The sequence below is a fragment of the Antarcticirhabdus aurantiaca genome (assembly GCF_009765365.1).
GTDB classification, from domain to species: Bacteria; Pseudomonadota; Alphaproteobacteria; order Rhizobiales; family Rhizobiaceae; genus Antarcticirhabdus; species Antarcticirhabdus aurantiaca.
This window is the reverse complement of record NZ_VTOM01000012.1, coordinates 156,989-172,500: the sequence shown is the minus strand read 5'-3', so window position 1 is coordinate 172,500 and position 15,512 is coordinate 156,989. Positions and strand designations below refer to the sequence as shown.

Sequence of the window (15,512 nt, the reverse complement as noted above, 5' to 3'; positions counted from 1 at the left end):
GAATGGGCGCGCAGCGCCGACGACATCCTGTGGCGGCGCTCCAAGCTCGGCCTGCGCTTCTCGGCGGAGGAGGCCGAGGCGCTGGAGGATTACGTCGCGCAACGCGTGCGGGAAAGGCTGATGGCCGTACGATAAGAGGACCCGCCGGGCTCACGACGGGCCGGGGCACCGCCGCGTCCGCTTCGCGACGTCGGCATGCCCGGCGGCAGATCGAAGCCGCTACGATCCGGCCGGAGCGGCCTCGCTCGGGATCATTGTCGCGTTCGCCGCGCTTCAAAGGTCGGTCGCGCCGAAGCAGCCGACCGGGAATCCACCGCCGCCGACCAGGATCGCCCCGGCTCCGAACAAGCGGAGGGGCGAAGCGCCCTCGTCCATGCGCAGGACGAGGAGTTCGCCCGTCGGATCGCTCCAGTCGAGCCGCCCGCCCGCGCCGACCGCCGCCGCGAGCGCCTCGGCCGGCGGCGTGCCCGGCGCGAAGAGGACGGTGACGACGTCGCGTCCGCCGGCGGGCTGCAGGGCCTGGACGCCGGCCGCGAGCGTCAAACAGGTCGCGATCGCGGCGCCCGCCCGCCGGCCGCCTCCACCCGGCCCGCTTCGCCAGAGCGCAAGCCCGGCGACGAGCGGCAGGAGGCCGAACACGGCGAGCCAGCCGAGGTCCCAGGCGAGCGGCACGGCGCTGTCCATGCGGATCCGGTGGATGCCGAGGAGCCAGTGCGAGAGCACGGCGTCGAGCCCATGCCAGATCCCGAAGCCGACGAGCATGGCGGCGAGAAGCCAGCGCCCGGACCGCGCCTCGCCGGCCGCTTCCGAGCGCCAAAGCATCCAGAGGCCGGCGCCAGCGACGAGGTACATCAGCGCGTGGAAGAACCCGTCGGCGGCGACCTGGAAGCGCAGGTCCCCGTCCAGCGCGCTGAGCAGATGATGCCATTGCAGGATCTGATGAAGCAGGATGCCGTCGAAGAAGCCGCCGAGCGCGAAGCCGAGAAGCAGCCCGGCCCAGCCCCGGCGATCGAGGCGGAACAACCGCGGCCCCGCCCCACCCATACGGTCGTCCGGCATCCCGAACCGACTGCCCGTCATGGACTCGTCCTGCACGCTCCTCACCTCCATCCGTCTCGCCGAGCCGCATCGGCATACCCAGAGCGAATCGAGGAGAGGAGTCCCGGTTCCGGACGCGAACCTTAGTGGTCCAACCGGTCCGCACCGGCGACGCGGACGCGCGATCGAAGGGCCTTCCGGAAGACGGCGCCGCCCCGTCCGGTCAAGTCGGGACGACAGGCTCCACGCCGGAGCGCCGTCTCACTGGCCGTAGCCGTCGCGCGTCAACCGGCGCAGATCGCCGAGCGACATGGCCTCGAAGCCGAGAGCCGGAAGGATGTCGTTGTCGGCGGTGAGATCGCGCCCGTAGGAGGCGGAGAAGATCGACACGCCCGCCTCGTGCAGCACGGCCGGCGCGCCCGCCATCCGGCCGACGAGCACGGTCGGCCACAGGCCGAAGGGGACGTCCTCCAGGATGTAGCGGCTCTCGATCGTGGTCGGACCGAAGCCGCCGCGCCCCTGCCGGTGCATCTCCTGGTTCATCTCGGACACGGTGCTCATCGGCACGTGGAACGAGAGCGAGAAATGCTCGCGCACCGTGCGCACGGACAGGCCGAACTGTTCGGCGATGCGCAGGCGCTCGGCGTCGAGCGCCTCGATGAAGCGGCCGACCGCGGGCGTGACGTTCTCGCCCTGGCCCCAGGTCTCGCCCTTCTCCATGCGGGTGAGATTGAGAAGGGCGATGCCGAGGTGGTTCTGCGGGTTGAGGTTGCTGAGCGCGATCGCCATCAGCCCGTCGCGCAGAACGAAGCGATCGCCGAACAGCGCCGTGCAGAGCGCGTGCCCCTCCTCGGCGCGGGACGCCGGCAGCGTCGCGACGTCGACCTTGGAGCGGACGGTGGCGACGTTGACGAGCGCCGGGCCGCCCATGCGCCCGGTGGTGATGGTGGTGCCCCAGACGGCGATCAGGGGCGCGTCGGCGCCGCGCTCGGCGAGGCGCTTCGACAGGTAGAGCGCGCCGAAGGAGGCGTGCGAGCTGAACAGGACGGCCTGGTTCGAACGAAGGTGCGGCACGGCCGCGTCCAGAACGGCCCTGTGGCCGTAGGCCGGCAGCGCCACGAGGATCGCGTCCGCTCCCTCGAGCGCCGCGGCGCAGGAGGACGCCGCCGCAACCGTGAACTCGCCTTCGATGGCCACTCGTGCGACGAGCGGGCGTCCTTCGGCGAGCGCCGCGGCGGAGCGGCCGGACGGCGACCAGATGACGGGCTCGTGCCCGGCCGGCGCGAGAAAGGCTGCGGCGCTGTGGGCGATGGCGCCCGCTCCGAGAATGGCGACCTTCATGTTGAATCCTTTTTGTCTTGGGAAGGGTCGGCACGCCGCGCCTGGGGATGGTTGCCGGACGGCGCGGCGGTTGCGTTGGGCTCCGGCGGCCGAGCCGCGAGACGGGTCGCCGACGAACCGTGCCGGCGTCTCCGATTCTCGGCACCGCGGAGAGCCGCAGATAATCCGGTTTGCCGGCTTCGCGGTAGGCTTCCGCGATGGGATCGACGGTCGTGGCTGACCAAAGAGCGGAGCCCCAAGAGCGGCGCAGACCGGACCACCCGGACAGGCCGATGACGAGCGAACAGCGCCCGATCTCGCGCCCTGCGGCACGCCCTTCACGACATTCTCAACTCACGGGTGGTCGCGGCCCGCCATCCCATTTGCCAAACCTAGACCGGCGCCGGCGCAGAATCGGGCATGCCGCTTCGATGCGCAGCGCTGGGTCATCAACCCAACGCGTTGATCAACAAAGACGGGAGCCGGCGCGGCCGGAAACGGATATGGGCGACATCAAGACGACGCGCCGCTCGGCGATCAAGCTCCTGGGCGCTAGCGCCGCCGGTCTCCTCGCGGCACCTGCGATCCTGCGCTCGCGCTCCGCCTTCGCGCAGTCCAACGTCCTCAACATCACGACCTACGACAAGTTCATCCCGGCCGACTTCCTCGAGAAGTTCCAGGCGGATACAGGCATCACCGTCAACATCCGCCTGACCGACGACCAGGGCAAGCAGTACAACCTGCTCACCGCCGAAGGTGCCAACCCTTCGACCGACATCGTCACCGTCGTCGGCCACCGCTTCTCGCAGTTCATCGGCTCGAACCTCCTCGCGCCCCTCGACACGGCGCGCATCGCCAGCTGGAATTCGCTGATCCCGGCCTATCAGCAGGCCGACTGGCTCACGACCGACGGCAAGACCTGGGGCCTGCCGATCCTCGCGGGCTTCGAGTGCCTGGCCCGCAACACCGACTACGTCGAGGACACCGGCAGCTGGGACGTGATGTTCGCGGACGCCAACAAGTCGGCCACCTCCTACATCGTGTCCGACTTCCTCTCGATCACCATGCGCTATCTCGGCGACGACGGCGACTACGTCACCTACGTCGACAAGCCAGACGTCGCGCAGGCCGCGACGAACAAGGCGCGCGACTTCCTGATCCAGCACAAGGACAAGGTGCGCAAGTACTACGACGCCGGGTCCGAGATCCAACAGATGTTCATCAACGAGGATGTCTACGTGGCGCAGGGCTGGTCCGGCCCGATCTCCAAGCTGATCATGGACGGCCACCCGATCGCGATCTCGGTGCCCAAGGAAGGCACCTACGGCTTCGTCTACACGCTGAACGTCGTGAACAACGCGCCGAACGCCGACAACGCCTACAAGTTCATCGAGGCGGTGGCCGCTTCGCCCGAGGTGGGCGCGGCGATGACGCGCCAGTCCGGCTTCACCTCGACCTTCGCCGGCGTCGAGGCCATCCTCGACGAGAAGGAGCGCGCCGCCTCCACCCTTCCGGCGGACCAGGTCGAGCGCATCACCTTCTTCTCCTCGGTGAACCGCGACATGAAGAACGAGATGGTCGATCGGGCGAGCGCCGAGATCAAGGCGGCCTGACGACGGGACGGGGCAAGACGCGGATGACGAGCCTTCCGGCAGACACGACGCATCGGGCGGAAGCGGGGGCGAAGCCGCCCGCCTCGGCCCCGCGCTACGCGCCCGGCTACGGCCGCCTCATGCGCTCGCCCTTCTACCGCGCGACCCTCGGGCTTCTGGCCGAGAACCGCGCCGCGCGGCTCGCCGTCTTCATCGGCGTGCCGCTCCTGTGGATCGCGATCGCCCATGTCGGGCCGATCGTCCAGCTCGTGCGGATCAGCCTCCTCCAGCATTATCCGATCACCGACGGGTCGAGCCCGAGCTACACCGTCGCCAACTACTGGGCTTTCCTGTCGGAGCCGCTCTATTCGCTGCCGCTCATGCGCTCGGTGGTCTTCGCCTTCTGCGTGACGCTGGTCACGCTGATCGTCGTTTATCCCGTCGCCTACTACGTGGCGAAGATCGTGCGCCCGCAGAACCGGACGCGGGCGCTGCTCCTTCTCCTCATCCCCTTCTGGGCGGGCGAGGTGATCCGCACCTTCTCCGTCATCATGCTCCTGGCGAACCGCGGCGCGCTGAACGTCCTCCTGCGCGAGATCGGCCTGATCGACCGCCCGATCCCCATGCTCTACAACTACTTCTCGCTGTCCTTCGGCGTGATCTATCTCGTCTGCCTCTACATGCTCCTGCCGCTCTATTCGGCGATGGAGAAGATCCCGAACCACCTGCTGGACGCGGCGGCAGACCTCGGCGCCGGACCCTTCACGCGCTTCGGCCGGATCATCCTGCCGCTGTCGAAGGACGGCATCGTGTCGGGCTGCTCGCTGGTGTTCCTCACCACCATCGGCGTCTTCGCGACCCCGATCCTCCTCGGCGGCCCCTCCACCGGGCTCTTCCCCGAAACCATCGCCGCCTTCTTCCACGGCGCCAGCGACAAGTGGCCGGTGGGCGCGGCGATGGCCGTCGTCATGCTCGCCGCCTCGCTCGGGCTCGCCGCGCTCTTCATGCGCCTCGTCGGCGGCAAGCGTTCCGCGAGGTTCCTGTGATGGCGGCCGGACGCACCCTCGACGGACCGAAGGCGGCGCTTTCCGCCGCCTACTGGGTCTTCGTCCTCTACCTTCTCGGCCCCCTCCTGCTGATGACCGCCATGAGCTTCAAGGCGGCCGAGTTCATCGCCTTCCCGATCGGGGAAACGACGCTCGACTGGTACGCCAAGGTCGTCCAGGACGGGCAGTTCCTGTCGGCCGTCGGCTATTCCATCCTCATCGCCGCGGCGACCACGCTCTTCGCGACCGTGATCGGCACCTGGATCGCGCTCGTCGTCTCGGCCGAGAGCCTGTGGCTGCGCAGCCTCGTCTTCGCGCTCGCCTGCCTGCCGGCCGTGGTGCCCGGCATGATCCAGGCGATCTCGGTCCGCATCTTCATCGCGACGCTCGACGTGCCGACTGGCACCGGCGCGATCATCTTCGGCCACACGCTGCACGCCGTACCCTTCGTCATGATCATGGCGCTGACGCGCCTTCGCACCATGCCGGGCAGCCTCGTCGACGCCGCGCGCGACCTCGGCGCCGACCCGGTGGTCGCCTTCCTGCGCGTGACGCTGCCCTACCTCAAGCCCGCCCTCTACGGCGGCATGATCTTCTGCGCGCTCCTGTCGATCGACGACTTCGTGCGCACCTTCTTTCTCGGCGGCTATCGCACGACGCTGCCGATGCTGATCTTCGCCCGCCTCCAGGGCGGCATGTCGCCGGAGATCAACGCCATGGCGACCCTGGTCCTGCTGACCACCGCCGTCGTCGGCCTCTACGCCGAGCAGCTCACTCGCAAAGCCAGGACCCGCTGATGGAACCGATCGTCCGCTTCGAGGCCGTCACCAAGGCCTACGGCAAGAGCGTCGCCGTCGACGCCCTCGACCTCGACATCGCGCCCGGCGAGTTCGTGACGCTTCTCGGTCCCTCGGGCTGCGGCAAGTCGACGACGCTGCGCATGCTCGGCGGCTTCGAGACGCCGAATTCGGGCCGCATCCTCCTGGCCGGCCGCGACGTGACGCGCCTCCCGCCGAACAAGCGCGACGTCAACATCGTCTTCCAGGACTACGCGCTCTTTCCCCACATGACGATCGCGAAGAACATCGCCTTCGGCCTGGAACTCAAAGGGCTCGAGAGCGCCGCCATCCACCGGCGCGTCGGCGAGCTCCTCGACCTCGTCCAGCTCGGCGACTACGCGGCGCGGATGCCGCACGAGCTGTCCGGCGGACAGCGCCAGCGCGTCGCGCTGATCCGCGCGCTCGCGCCCGACCCGCAGATCCTCCTCCTCGACGAGCCGCTCTCGGCCCTCGACGCCAAGCTGCGCGGGCAGATGCAGATGGAGCTGAAGGCCATCCAGCAGCGCACGGGCAAGTCCTTCCTGTTCGTCACCCACGACCAGGAGGAAGCGCTGACGATGTCCGACCGCATCGTCGTCATGAATGCCGGCCGCATCGAGCAGATGGGAACGCCCGAGGCGCTCTACGGGCGGCCCGCGAGCCGGTTCGTCGCGAGCTTCATCGGCGACACCAACCTCCTCGACTGCTCCGTCGTCTCGGCGGACGGCCCGCGCGTCGCGCTGGACTGGCAGGGCGTCGCGATCACCGCCGCGCGCGGCGAGACGAGCCCCGCGCCCGGAACGCGCGCGCGCCTCGCCGTGCGGCCCGAGGCGATCCGCCTGTTTCCCGCCGAGCCGGACACGGCCAACCGGGTGCGCGGGCGCGTCAGCCGCCGCGTCTTCAAGGGCAATCACGCGCTCCTGAGCGTCGAGGTGGACGGGCGCGGCCAGATCGAGGCGCTGGTCGACCCGCTCGACCTCGCCGTCCCGACCGAAGGCGAGGTCTGGCTCGGCTGGCGCGCGGAGAACGCCGTGGTGCTGCGGGACTGACCGCGCGAGGTGCCGGCTCCGCGCGCCGCGGATCGGGGCCGGCGCCCGGCGTCCGAGACCCGAGACCCACATCGAACGAAGCGGGCGGCGCCCTTTCGCACCGCCCGCCTGAAAACGGCGTGAAGCCAGAGGCATGAAGCTTATGTCGAGCCCCATTCCCGCTCCCGTCCCTCTCCATCCCGATGCCCGGCGCCGCCTGGCGGCGCTGGAAGCGCGGCTCGCCGAGGACCTCGCTCTCCTCAACGATCCGCCGGCGAACTGGGTGCCCCCGACCGCGGGGCCGAACGGGGAGCCCGTCAGCGACGTCGTGGTGGTGGGCGGCGGCATGTGCGGCCTCGTCGCGGCCTTCGCCCTGAAGCGCGCGGGAATCGCGAACATCCGGATCCTCGACCGCAACTCGGCGGGCCTCGAGGGCCCCTGGATGACCTATGCGCGGATGGAAACCCTGCGCAGTCCCAAGCAGCTCCTCGGGCCGGCCTACGGCATGCCCTCGCTGACCTTCCAGGCCTGGTACCGCGCGACGCACGGGTCGAGCGCCTGGGAGCAGCTCTTCCGCATCCCGCGCCCGCTCTGGATGGAGTACCTGCGCTGGTACCGCGCGGTTCTAAAGCTGCCGGTGGAGAACGGCGTCCATGTTTCCCGCGTCGGGCCGGCGGCGGACGGGATCCTGGCGCTGGAGATCGCGGGCAGCGCCCAGCCGATCCTCGCGCGCCGCGTCGTTCTCGCCAACGGCCGCGAAGGGCTGGGCAAGCCGACCATCCCCGCCTTCACCGACGGCCTGCCCCGCGAGCGCTGGGCGCATTCCATGGACGACATCGACTTCGAGGCGCTGAAGGGACGCCGCGTCGTCGTGATCGGCGTCGGCGCCTCGGCGGTGGACAACGCCGCGACGGCGCTGGAGGCCGGCGCGGCGGAGGTGCGGCTCCTCGCCCGGCGCGCCGTCATGCCGACGATCAACAAGCTGATGGGCGTCGGCTCCTACGGGCTCGTCGCGGGCTTTCCGGCGCTTTCGCCCGACTGGCGCTGGCGCATCATGAACTATGCCGGCCGCCAGCAGACGCCCGCGCCGAGCAACTCCACCCGCCGCGTCGGCCGTTTCCCCAACGCCTTCTTCCACTTCGATGCGGGCATCGCGCGGGCGAGCGTCGAGGAGGGTTCCGTGCGCCTCGAAACCACCAAGGGGCGCGTCTTCGAAACCGACTTCGTCATCCTCGGCACCGGCTTCACCATCGACGCCACCGCCCGGCCCGAGCTGGAGCCGCACACGGCCGCCGTCGCCGCCTGGCGCGACCGCTACACGCCGCCGCCCGAAGAGGCCAACGAGGATCTCGCGAGCTTTCCCTGGCTCGCCGAGGACTTCTCCTTCACCGAGAAGCGGCCCGGCGAGGCCCCCTGGCTGTCGCAGGTCCACTGCTTCAACTACGGGGCGACGATGAGCCTCGGCAAGGTGTCCGGCGACATCCCCGCGATCAGCGAGGGCGCCGCATGGCTGACCCGCGGCATCGCCGCAGCCCTCTTCCGCGACGACGTCGAAACCCATTGGGCGAACCTCCTCGCCTATTCCAAGCCCGAGCTGATCGGCGACGAGTGGACGGACGCCGACGCGCCGGCCCGCGCCGAGGCCGTTTGAGGACCGCCTGTCCATGAGCTACGACGACAACGTCATCGATCGGATCGCCGGGGTGGCGCCGGGCTCGGCGCTCTACGATCTTCGCGGCGAGCGCGAGGAGATCCTGCGCCTCAGCGAAACGAGCCACCGTGCCAGCCTTTCGCCGCGCGATCCCGGCCAGCTCTCCCCCGCCCTTCGCGCGGCGCTCGCCGCCCGCATGGCCCGGCTCCTGAAGGACGCGGCGGGCGCGGCGCATTACGACGCCCTTCTCGCGAAGGCCGTCCCCGACGCGCCGACCGCCGCCCTCGCCGATCCGGGCCACGCGCCCGCCGATCCGCGCCTCGCCGAGATCGTCCGGCGCGTCGACCTTCTGACCCTGACGCCCGAGGCCGCGACGCGCGAGGACGTCGAGCGCCTGCGCGCCGCCGGGCTCGACGATCCGGCGATCGTGACGCTCACGGGTCTCGTCGCCTTCGTGAACTACCAGCTCCGCGTCGCCGCGGGCCTGCGCATGCTGAAGGGAGCCTGACGCGATGAGCGAGGTCGTCCACGACTTCACCCTGTCTCCGGTCGACTGGCGCCCCTATGTCGAGCCGGTGGTTCTCGGCGAGGCGAGCCCCGAGCAGCTCGACGCCTTGAAGACCACGCCCTCCAACAAGGGCATCTCGGCCTATGCCTTGACCCTCGCGCTCGATCCCGAGATGCTGGCCGAGCGCACGCCCCTCTTCAACGACATCATGTACGCCCCCGGCGGCCTGTCGCGGGCCGAGCGCGAGCTCGGCAGTCTCGCCGCCTCCGTCATGAACCGCTGCGTCTACTGCGCCTATGTCCACGCCACGCGCTTCATCCAGCTCGACAAGCGCCCGGAGGTGGTGGAGGCGATCTATCGCAACGGCGCGCAGGCGCGCCTCGACGAGCGCGACCAGGCGATTCTCGACGTGTCGGTCAAGCTCACCCGCGCGCCGGATACCGTCGGCGCCGCGGATCGGGACCGGCTGCGTTCGGTCGGCCTCTCCGACCTCGAGATCCTCGACCTCGTCCACGCCGTGTCGATCTTCGGCTGGGCCAACCGGCTGATGCACACGCTGGGCGAGCCCTTCGCCAAGACCCCGTAACGCGATGAGCGCGTCCGGTGCGAGCGCGCCGCGTCCCTTCACCGTGGATCACCGCGCGGTGCTGCGCATCGCCCTGCCGATGATCCTGACCCACCTGTCCTCGCCGCTCGTCGGCTTCGTGGCGGCGGGCGTCGTCGGCCGCCTGGGGGACGCCGCTCTGCTCGGCGGCGTCGCGCTCGCCGCCGTTATCTTCGACGTCGTCTTCGTGTCCTGCAACTTCCTGCGCGGGGCGACCACCGGCTTCACGGCCCAGGCCGTGGGTGCGGGCGACCGCGCCGAGGAGCAGTCGATGCTGCTCGGCGGCCTCGCCATCGCCCTCGGCATCGGCCTGTCGCTGCTTCTCCTGCAGGGGCCGGTTCTGGCGCTCGGCCTCGCCGCCCTGTCGGCGAACGGCCCCGTGGCCGAGGCGGCGAGCGCCTATTTCGCCGTCCGCGTCTGGTCGGCGCCCTTCGTGCTCGTCAACTACGTCGTCTTCGGCTGGCTCCTCGGCCGCGGCGATGCGGGCCTCGCGCTCGCCATGCAGACGCTGCTGAACGGCTTCAACATCGCCCTCAGCCTTCTCTTTGTCCTGCATCTCGAATGGGGCGTCGAGGGCGCGGCGCTTTCCAGCCTCCTCGCCGAGGGGCTGACGGCCGCGGCCGGCGCGGCGCTGCTTCTCGCCCGCACCAGCGCGCGGCACTGGCACCTGTCCGCCCTTATCGATCCCGCGCGCGTGAAGCGCCTCTTCGCGGTCAACGCCGACATGCTGGTGCGCTCGCTCGCGCTCCTCGTCGGGCTGTCCTTCTTCACGCGCGAGAGCGGCGGCTTCGGCACCGACGTCCTCGCCGCCAACACGATCCTCCTGCGCTACTACTTCGTCGCCGTGGCCTTCCTGGACGGCATCGCGGCGGCCGCCGAGCAGCTCGCCGGCCGGTCGGTCGGGGCAAGGCATCGCCCGGCCTTCGAGGCCACGGTGCGGTTGACGACGCTTTGGGGCGTCCTCCTCGCCCTGCTTCTGTCCGCCGCGATTCTCGTCACCGGACCAGGGGTGATCGCGTTCATGGCACCGACGCAGGCCGTGCAGGATGCCGCCTCGCAGTACCTCGTCTGGGTCGTACTCCTGCCCCTGTCCGGCGTCGTCGCGTTTCAGATGGACGGCATCTTCATCGGCGCGACCTGGTCGCGCGAGATGCGCAACATGATGCTCCTGTCGCTCGCGGTCTACCTCGCCACCTGGAGCGTCGCCGAGCCATTGTTCGGCAATCACGGCCTCTGGTTCTCGCTGCTGGTCTTTCAGGGCGTGCGCAGCATCGTGTTCCGGATCTGGATGGCGCGCCTCGTTCCTCGAACCTTCGGCGGCCAGCCTGTGCTTTGAGCCGCACGACGTCGGCTCGGCGCGCCGCGTTCGGTGCGCCGGGCGATCGCAGGCGGATCGGCGCGCTCGACAAGGCGCGTCGGGCCGGAAATGGTGGATGACGGGTCCGGGCGAAGCCGGACGCCGGATCGACGGGAGCGGAATGCATGGACGGTTCGAGGCGCACGGCGCCCTTCGCGATTGAGGAGGGCCGAGGCGAGCTTCTCGCTCCCCTCTCCTTCGCTCCCGCCGAATACGAGCGGCGCCAGGCCGCCCTTCGCGCCGCGATGCGCGAGCGCGGCCTCGACGTCTTCGTGTCCTTCTCGCCTGAGAACATCTTCTATCTCACCGGCCACGATACGCCGGCTTATCAGTACCTGCAGGCCACGATCGTCACGCATGATGCGCTACCGCTGAACGTTCTGCGCTCGATCGACGCCAGCAACACGCTCGCCGCGTCCTGGTCGCGCCGCGCCGTCGTCTACGCCGACCACGACGATCCCGTCGACGCGGTCGCCTTTGCCGTCGGCCAGGCGGCTTCGCGCGGCATGCGGATCGGCCTGGAGGACGAGAGCTTCTTCGTCACGCCGCGTCGCTTCCAAGCCATCGAGGCCCGCCTCGCCGCGGCCGGCCTCGACGCCGTGCCGGCCCACCTTGTCGAGCCGCTGCGGCTCGTGAAGTCGCAGGAGGAGATCGCGCATATCCGCCGCGCGGCGGAGATCACGACCGCGGCCATGCAGGCGGCCATCGGCGCGGCGCGCGCGGGAACGAGCGAGAACGAGATCGCGGCGGCGGTCTGGTCGAGCCTCGTTCGCGGCGGCGGCGAGTTTCCCGGCCTGCCGCCCTTCATCGTCAGCGGGCCGCGCACCAGCCTCGGCCACGCGACCTGGGCGGGTCGGACGCTCCAGGCCGGCGACGCCCTCGCCTTCGAGATCCCCGGCGTCGTCCGCCGCTACGTCGCCCCGCTGTTCCGAACCGGCACGGTCGGCCCGCCGCCGGCCGAGATGCGCGACCTTTCGGCGCTCTGCATCGCCTCGCTTGGCCGGATGATCGAGGCGATCCGTCCGGGCGTCGAGATCGGCGCGGTTCACGCGATCAACGTCGACACCTTCGCCCGCGGCGGGCACGCAATCGGCCATCGCAGCGGCTATTCCGTCGGCGTCAACTACGCGCCCGACTGGGGTGAAGGCGGCATCCTGTCGATCATGGACGGCGAGACCCGGCGCTTCGAAGCGGGCATGGTCTTTCACCTCGTGCCCGGCATCTTCGTGCCCGGCCGCCACGTCGTGGTGATTTCCGAGACCGTGCTCGTCACGCCGACCGGCTGCGAGCGGCTGACAAACGTTCCGCAGGACCTCTTCGTCGTCTGAGTCCCCACGTCGGCGTTCCGGCAGGACGGGCGGCGGGGACGCCCCCGCCCGCCGCCGCGGTCGTCTCGCCGGGCGGCAGTAGGTGCCCCTCGACAGGTCGGAGCCGGACGATCTAGGAAAGGCTTTCAGGCGGAGCGCTGCGGATGCCCGAAGACGCGGAGGCCGGCGACGAACGCATCATCGACTTCTATGCGGATCTGCCGACCTTCGACAGCTTCGCGCGCCTGGTCGACGATGCGGCCTATACGCCGCTGCCGAACGGCTGGGTGCTCGGTCTCGCCGACATCGTGCGATCGACGCAGGCCATCGAGGACGGGCACTACAAGGCCGTCAACACCGCCGCGGCCGCCGCGATCGCGGCCGTCTCGAACCTCCTGCACAACAGCGACTTCCCCTTCGCCTTCGGAGGCGACGGCGCCAACTTCGCCCTGCCCCCGGCGCACGCCGAGATCGGCCGGGAGGCGCTTCGCGCCGTTTCGGCCTGGGCACGGGACGATCTGCAGCTCGACATGCGGGTCGCGCTCGTTCCGGTGGATCTCGTTCGCGCGCACGGCTTCGACGTGCGCGTGGCTCGGTTCGCTCCCTCGCCGGACGTCGCCTACGCCATGTTCACCGGAGGCGGCCTCGCCTATGCCGAGCGGGCCATGAAGGCCGGCGCGTTCCGGATCGAGCCGGCGCCGCCGGGCACGCGGCCCGACCTGACGGGCCTGTCCTGCCGGTTCGCCGAGATCGGCACCGAGCGCGGGGTCATCCTGTCCGTCATCGTCCTGCCGACGGCGGAAGGGGACCGCGAGGGCTTCGACTGGCTGATCGAGGATGTGCTTCGATTGGCTGAAGGGGGCACGGACGCCGGGCGTCCGATTCCCGAGGACGGGCCGCAGGTGCACTGGCCGCCGAGCGGCTTCGACCTGGAAGCGAGGGCTCTGCGCAAGACCGGCGCCTCCCTTTCGAGGATGCGCGCGGCGGTTCTCGTCCGGTCGCTTCTCAGCCACCTTCTGTTCCGCACGGGTCTTCCGCTCGGATCGTTCGATCCCAAGCGCTACCGGCGCGAGCTCGTCGAGAACACCGACTTCCGCAAGTTCGAGGACGGCCTGCGCATGACGCTCGACTGCACGCCCGAGCTCGCCGACCGCCTGGAAGCGCTGCTGGTCCGCGCCCGGACGGCAGGCACCGCCCGCTTCGGCCTTTGCAGGCAGACGTCCGCCCTGATGACCTGCTTCGTTCCCTCGGCCACGAGAAGCAATCACGTCCACTTCGTCGACGGCGCGCAAGGCGGCTACGCCGTCGCTGCCCGCATGCTCAAGTCTGCTTGAAGCCCATCCGACCGGCCGAGCGTCGTCGAGCGCGGCATCGAGCCCGGCCCTGAAGGCCATCGTCCCGCGCGACGACGATGCGGGCGGGGCGGCTGTTCACGGCGGCGCGGGCATGGCATCGCCAGAGTCCGATCCGAAAGCGAGCCGCCCATGACCCTGCCTCCGCCCACCATCCTCCTCGACCTCGACGGCACGATCATCGATTCCGAGCCCGGCATCGTGTCGAGCTGCCGCGCGGCGATCGAGTCCCTCGGCCTCGCCATGCCCGAGCGCACCGAAATCGCTCGCCTGATCGGCCCGCCGATCACGGACGTCATGGCCTATCTCCTGGAAGGCCAGGGCGAGCATCGCGTCGAGGAAGCGGTCGCCGCCTATCGCGAGGATTACGGCCGGCGCGGCATCCTCGACTGCGCGCCCTATCCCGGCATCGAGCAGGCGCTCGGCACGCTTCACACCGGCGGCGCCCGGCTCGTTCTCGCGACCTCCAAACGCCGCGACTTCGCGGTCCGCATCCTCGACCGGCTAGGCTTCTCGCCGCTGTTCTCGGCCGTCTACGGCTCCAGCCTCGGCGCCGCCTCGGCCCACAAGGACGCGATGATCGCGGGCATCGTGCGCGACCTCGCGCTCGATCCCAGCGATGCCGTCATGGTCGGCGACCGCCGCTTCGACGTCGCCGGCGCCCATGCCAACGCCATCCGCGCCATCGGCGTCCTCTGGGGCTACGGGACGGCGGACGAGCTGACCGCGGCCGGCGCCGAGCGCCTGATCACGGACACGCGCGAGCTCACCCTCGATACCGTCGCCCGAACGCTCGGGCGCTCGCCCGGCTGACCTCAAGCCCCCTGAGCCGCGCCGATGCCGGGCCGACATCGGCGTGCACGCCGAATGGATCGTGACCATAGGGAGCCGGACCGCGCCGACGAGATGGGGTGACGCTGATGCACGAACACAGCCGAGCCGACAGCTCGAAGCATGGCGCTGCCCCTGCCGTTCGCTCGCCCTGCCTGCTCAACGAGGATGACTCTCCGAGATCATCGGTGCGTCGCGGATGAACTCGCCGAAGAACGGGAGACGGCCACAACCTGACGATCCGATGAACGTCGCTATCTATCGCGGCCCGAAGGTCCTGCGCTGCATCCTCACATGGCCGGCCCTAGCATCGTGATGATGCTCGAACGTCCATCTCGAGTTCGATCAACGGGAAGAAATAAAGAGAAGTGGTACGGTTGGGCGGGTTCGAACCGCCGACCTTCGGAGCCACAATCCGACGCTCTAACCAGCTGAGCTACAACCGCGCGAGAAGCGGCGCGCACGGGGCGCCCGCTCTTCGGGAGGGGACATAGATTCTTTTCGGCCGCATGGCAAGGGACGCGAAAAACGCGGTCGGCCGAAGAAGTGGGCGCCCGGCCGTTCGGCGGGCGCCCGGGATCGTCAGATCTTCTGGTTGGTCGCGGCGGCGAAGGCGTCGCGGCCCGGCTTCATCATGTCCTTGGCGATGCTCTGCGTCAGCGACTGCATCTCCTTGACTTGATCGGTGGCCAGCTCGACCTGCTTGCGCACGTAGGAGCTCTGAAGCTCGATGATCTCGGCGACCGACTTGGCCGACATCAGGCTCTCGATGTGCGAGAAGCCGAGCTCGGCATTGCGGCGCATCGCGTCGACCGCCTTCTTCGAAAGGTTCAGCGAACCTTGATGGGCGCTCTCCATCGTGGTCTCGAGGGTCTTGGTCGCCTCGTCGGCCGCCGACTTCATGCGCTGATAGGCCTGGCGCGACTGCTCGACCGACTTCTCGCTCATGGAGCGGAAGGCTTCGGTCAGCTTGGCCGGGTCCATGCCCATCATCGCCTGCGCGTTCGGCATCCCGCCCATGCCGAAGGGATCGTTGCTGCTCTGGTCGGACATGCTCGTC

The 15,512-nt window shown here is 69.9% G+C and carries 14 protein-coding genes and 1 tRNA gene; 11 read left to right on the top strand and 4 right to left on the bottom strand.

What is annotated here, in order from left to right; translation table 11 throughout:
• Nucleotides 1-273: 273 nt before the first annotated feature.
• Entirely contained in the window at nucleotides 274-1,095 is an 822-nt protein-coding gene (locus FZN60_RS15740; RefSeq protein ID WP_246726852.1) for a DUF2243 domain-containing protein, read from the bottom strand.
• 204 nt (nucleotides 1,096-1,299) lie between these two features.
• Nucleotides 1,300-2,379 carry an NAD/NADP octopine/nopaline dehydrogenase family protein gene (locus FZN60_RS15735; protein ID WP_158874440.1) on the bottom strand — a complete coding sequence of 360 codons (1,080 nt, stop codon included), beginning with the start codon at nucleotides 2,377-2,379 and terminating at the stop codon, nucleotides 1,300-1,302.
• Between the two features lie 482 nt (nucleotides 2,380-2,861).
• Between FZN60_RS15735 and FZN60_RS15730 the strand changes: the two genes are divergently transcribed.
• The 11 genes from FZN60_RS15730 to FZN60_RS15680 all read left to right on the top strand — a co-directional run bounded on the left by FZN60_RS15730 (nucleotide 2,862) and on the right by FZN60_RS15680 (nucleotide 14,434).
• Nucleotides 2,862-3,971 (top strand): extracellular solute-binding protein, encoded by a 1,110-nt coding sequence (locus FZN60_RS15730; protein WP_158874439.1) that lies wholly within the window; start codon nucleotides 2,862-2,864, stop codon nucleotides 3,969-3,971.
• A gap of 23 nt (nucleotides 3,972-3,994) precedes the next feature.
• A complete protein-coding gene (locus FZN60_RS15725; RefSeq protein ID WP_246726851.1) occupies nucleotides 3,995-4,996 on the top strand; it encodes an ABC transporter permease in 1,002 nt (333 codons plus the stop codon).
• Nucleotides 4,996-5,793: an ABC transporter permease gene (locus FZN60_RS15720; protein ID WP_158874438.1), complete on the top strand. Its 798-nt coding sequence runs from the start codon at nucleotides 4,996-4,998 to the stop codon at nucleotides 5,791-5,793. Before FZN60_RS15725 ends, FZN60_RS15720 begins: the two co-directional genes overlap by 1 nt.
• Complete coding sequence (locus FZN60_RS15715) at nucleotides 5,793-6,863, top strand: ABC transporter ATP-binding protein (protein ID WP_158874437.1); 1,071 nt, start codon at nucleotides 5,793-5,795, stop codon at nucleotides 6,861-6,863. The genes FZN60_RS15720 and FZN60_RS15715 overlap by 1 nt, the downstream gene beginning before the upstream one ends.
• A 142-nt stretch (nucleotides 6,864-7,005) precedes the next feature.
• Nucleotides 7,006-8,493: an NAD(P)-binding domain-containing protein gene (locus FZN60_RS15710; RefSeq protein WP_158874456.1), complete on the top strand. Its 1,488-nt coding sequence runs from the start codon at nucleotides 7,006-7,008 to the stop codon at nucleotides 8,491-8,493.
• Between the two features lie 13 nt (nucleotides 8,494-8,506).
• Nucleotides 8,507-9,001 carry a CMD domain-containing protein gene (locus tag FZN60_RS15705; protein ID WP_158874436.1) on the top strand — a complete coding sequence of 165 codons (495 nt, stop codon included), beginning with the start codon at nucleotides 8,507-8,509 and terminating at the stop codon, nucleotides 8,999-9,001.
• 4 nt (nucleotides 9,002-9,005) lie between these two features.
• On the top strand, nucleotides 9,006-9,587 hold the full coding sequence (locus FZN60_RS15700) for a peroxidase-related enzyme (protein ID WP_158874435.1): 582 nt from the start codon (nucleotides 9,006-9,008) through the stop codon (nucleotides 9,585-9,587).
• A gap of 4 nt (nucleotides 9,588-9,591) precedes the next feature.
• On the top strand, nucleotides 9,592-10,941 hold the full coding sequence (locus FZN60_RS15695) for an MATE family efflux transporter (RefSeq protein ID WP_158874434.1): 1,350 nt from the start codon (nucleotides 9,592-9,594) through the stop codon (nucleotides 10,939-10,941).
• A gap of 146 nt (nucleotides 10,942-11,087) precedes the next feature.
• A complete protein-coding gene (locus tag FZN60_RS15690) occupies nucleotides 11,088-12,290 on the top strand; it encodes a M24 family metallopeptidase (RefSeq protein WP_158874433.1) in 1,203 nt (400 codons plus the stop codon).
• Nucleotides 12,291-12,433: 143 nt separating this feature from the next.
• Nucleotides 12,434-13,603 carry a DUF3095 domain-containing protein gene (locus tag FZN60_RS15685; protein ID WP_158874432.1) on the top strand — a complete coding sequence of 390 codons (1,170 nt, stop codon included), beginning with the start codon at nucleotides 12,434-12,436 and terminating at the stop codon, nucleotides 13,601-13,603.
• 150 nt (nucleotides 13,604-13,753) lie between these two features.
• On the top strand, nucleotides 13,754-14,434 hold the full coding sequence (locus FZN60_RS15680; RefSeq protein ID WP_158874431.1) for an HAD hydrolase-like protein: 681 nt from the start codon (nucleotides 13,754-13,756) through the stop codon (nucleotides 14,432-14,434).
• A 387-nt stretch (nucleotides 14,435-14,821) separates the two neighbouring features.
• On the opposite strand, the gene FZN60_RS15675 is transcribed toward FZN60_RS15680, so the two are convergent.
• Nucleotides 14,822-14,898, bottom strand: a tRNA-His gene (locus FZN60_RS15675).
• A 136-nt stretch (nucleotides 14,899-15,034) separates the two neighbouring features.
• Nucleotides 15,035-15,505 carry a phasin gene (locus tag FZN60_RS15670; RefSeq protein ID WP_158874430.1) on the bottom strand — a complete coding sequence of 157 codons (471 nt, stop codon included), beginning with the start codon at nucleotides 15,503-15,505 and terminating at the stop codon, nucleotides 15,035-15,037.
• Between the last annotated feature and the right edge of the window lie 7 nt (nucleotides 15,506-15,512).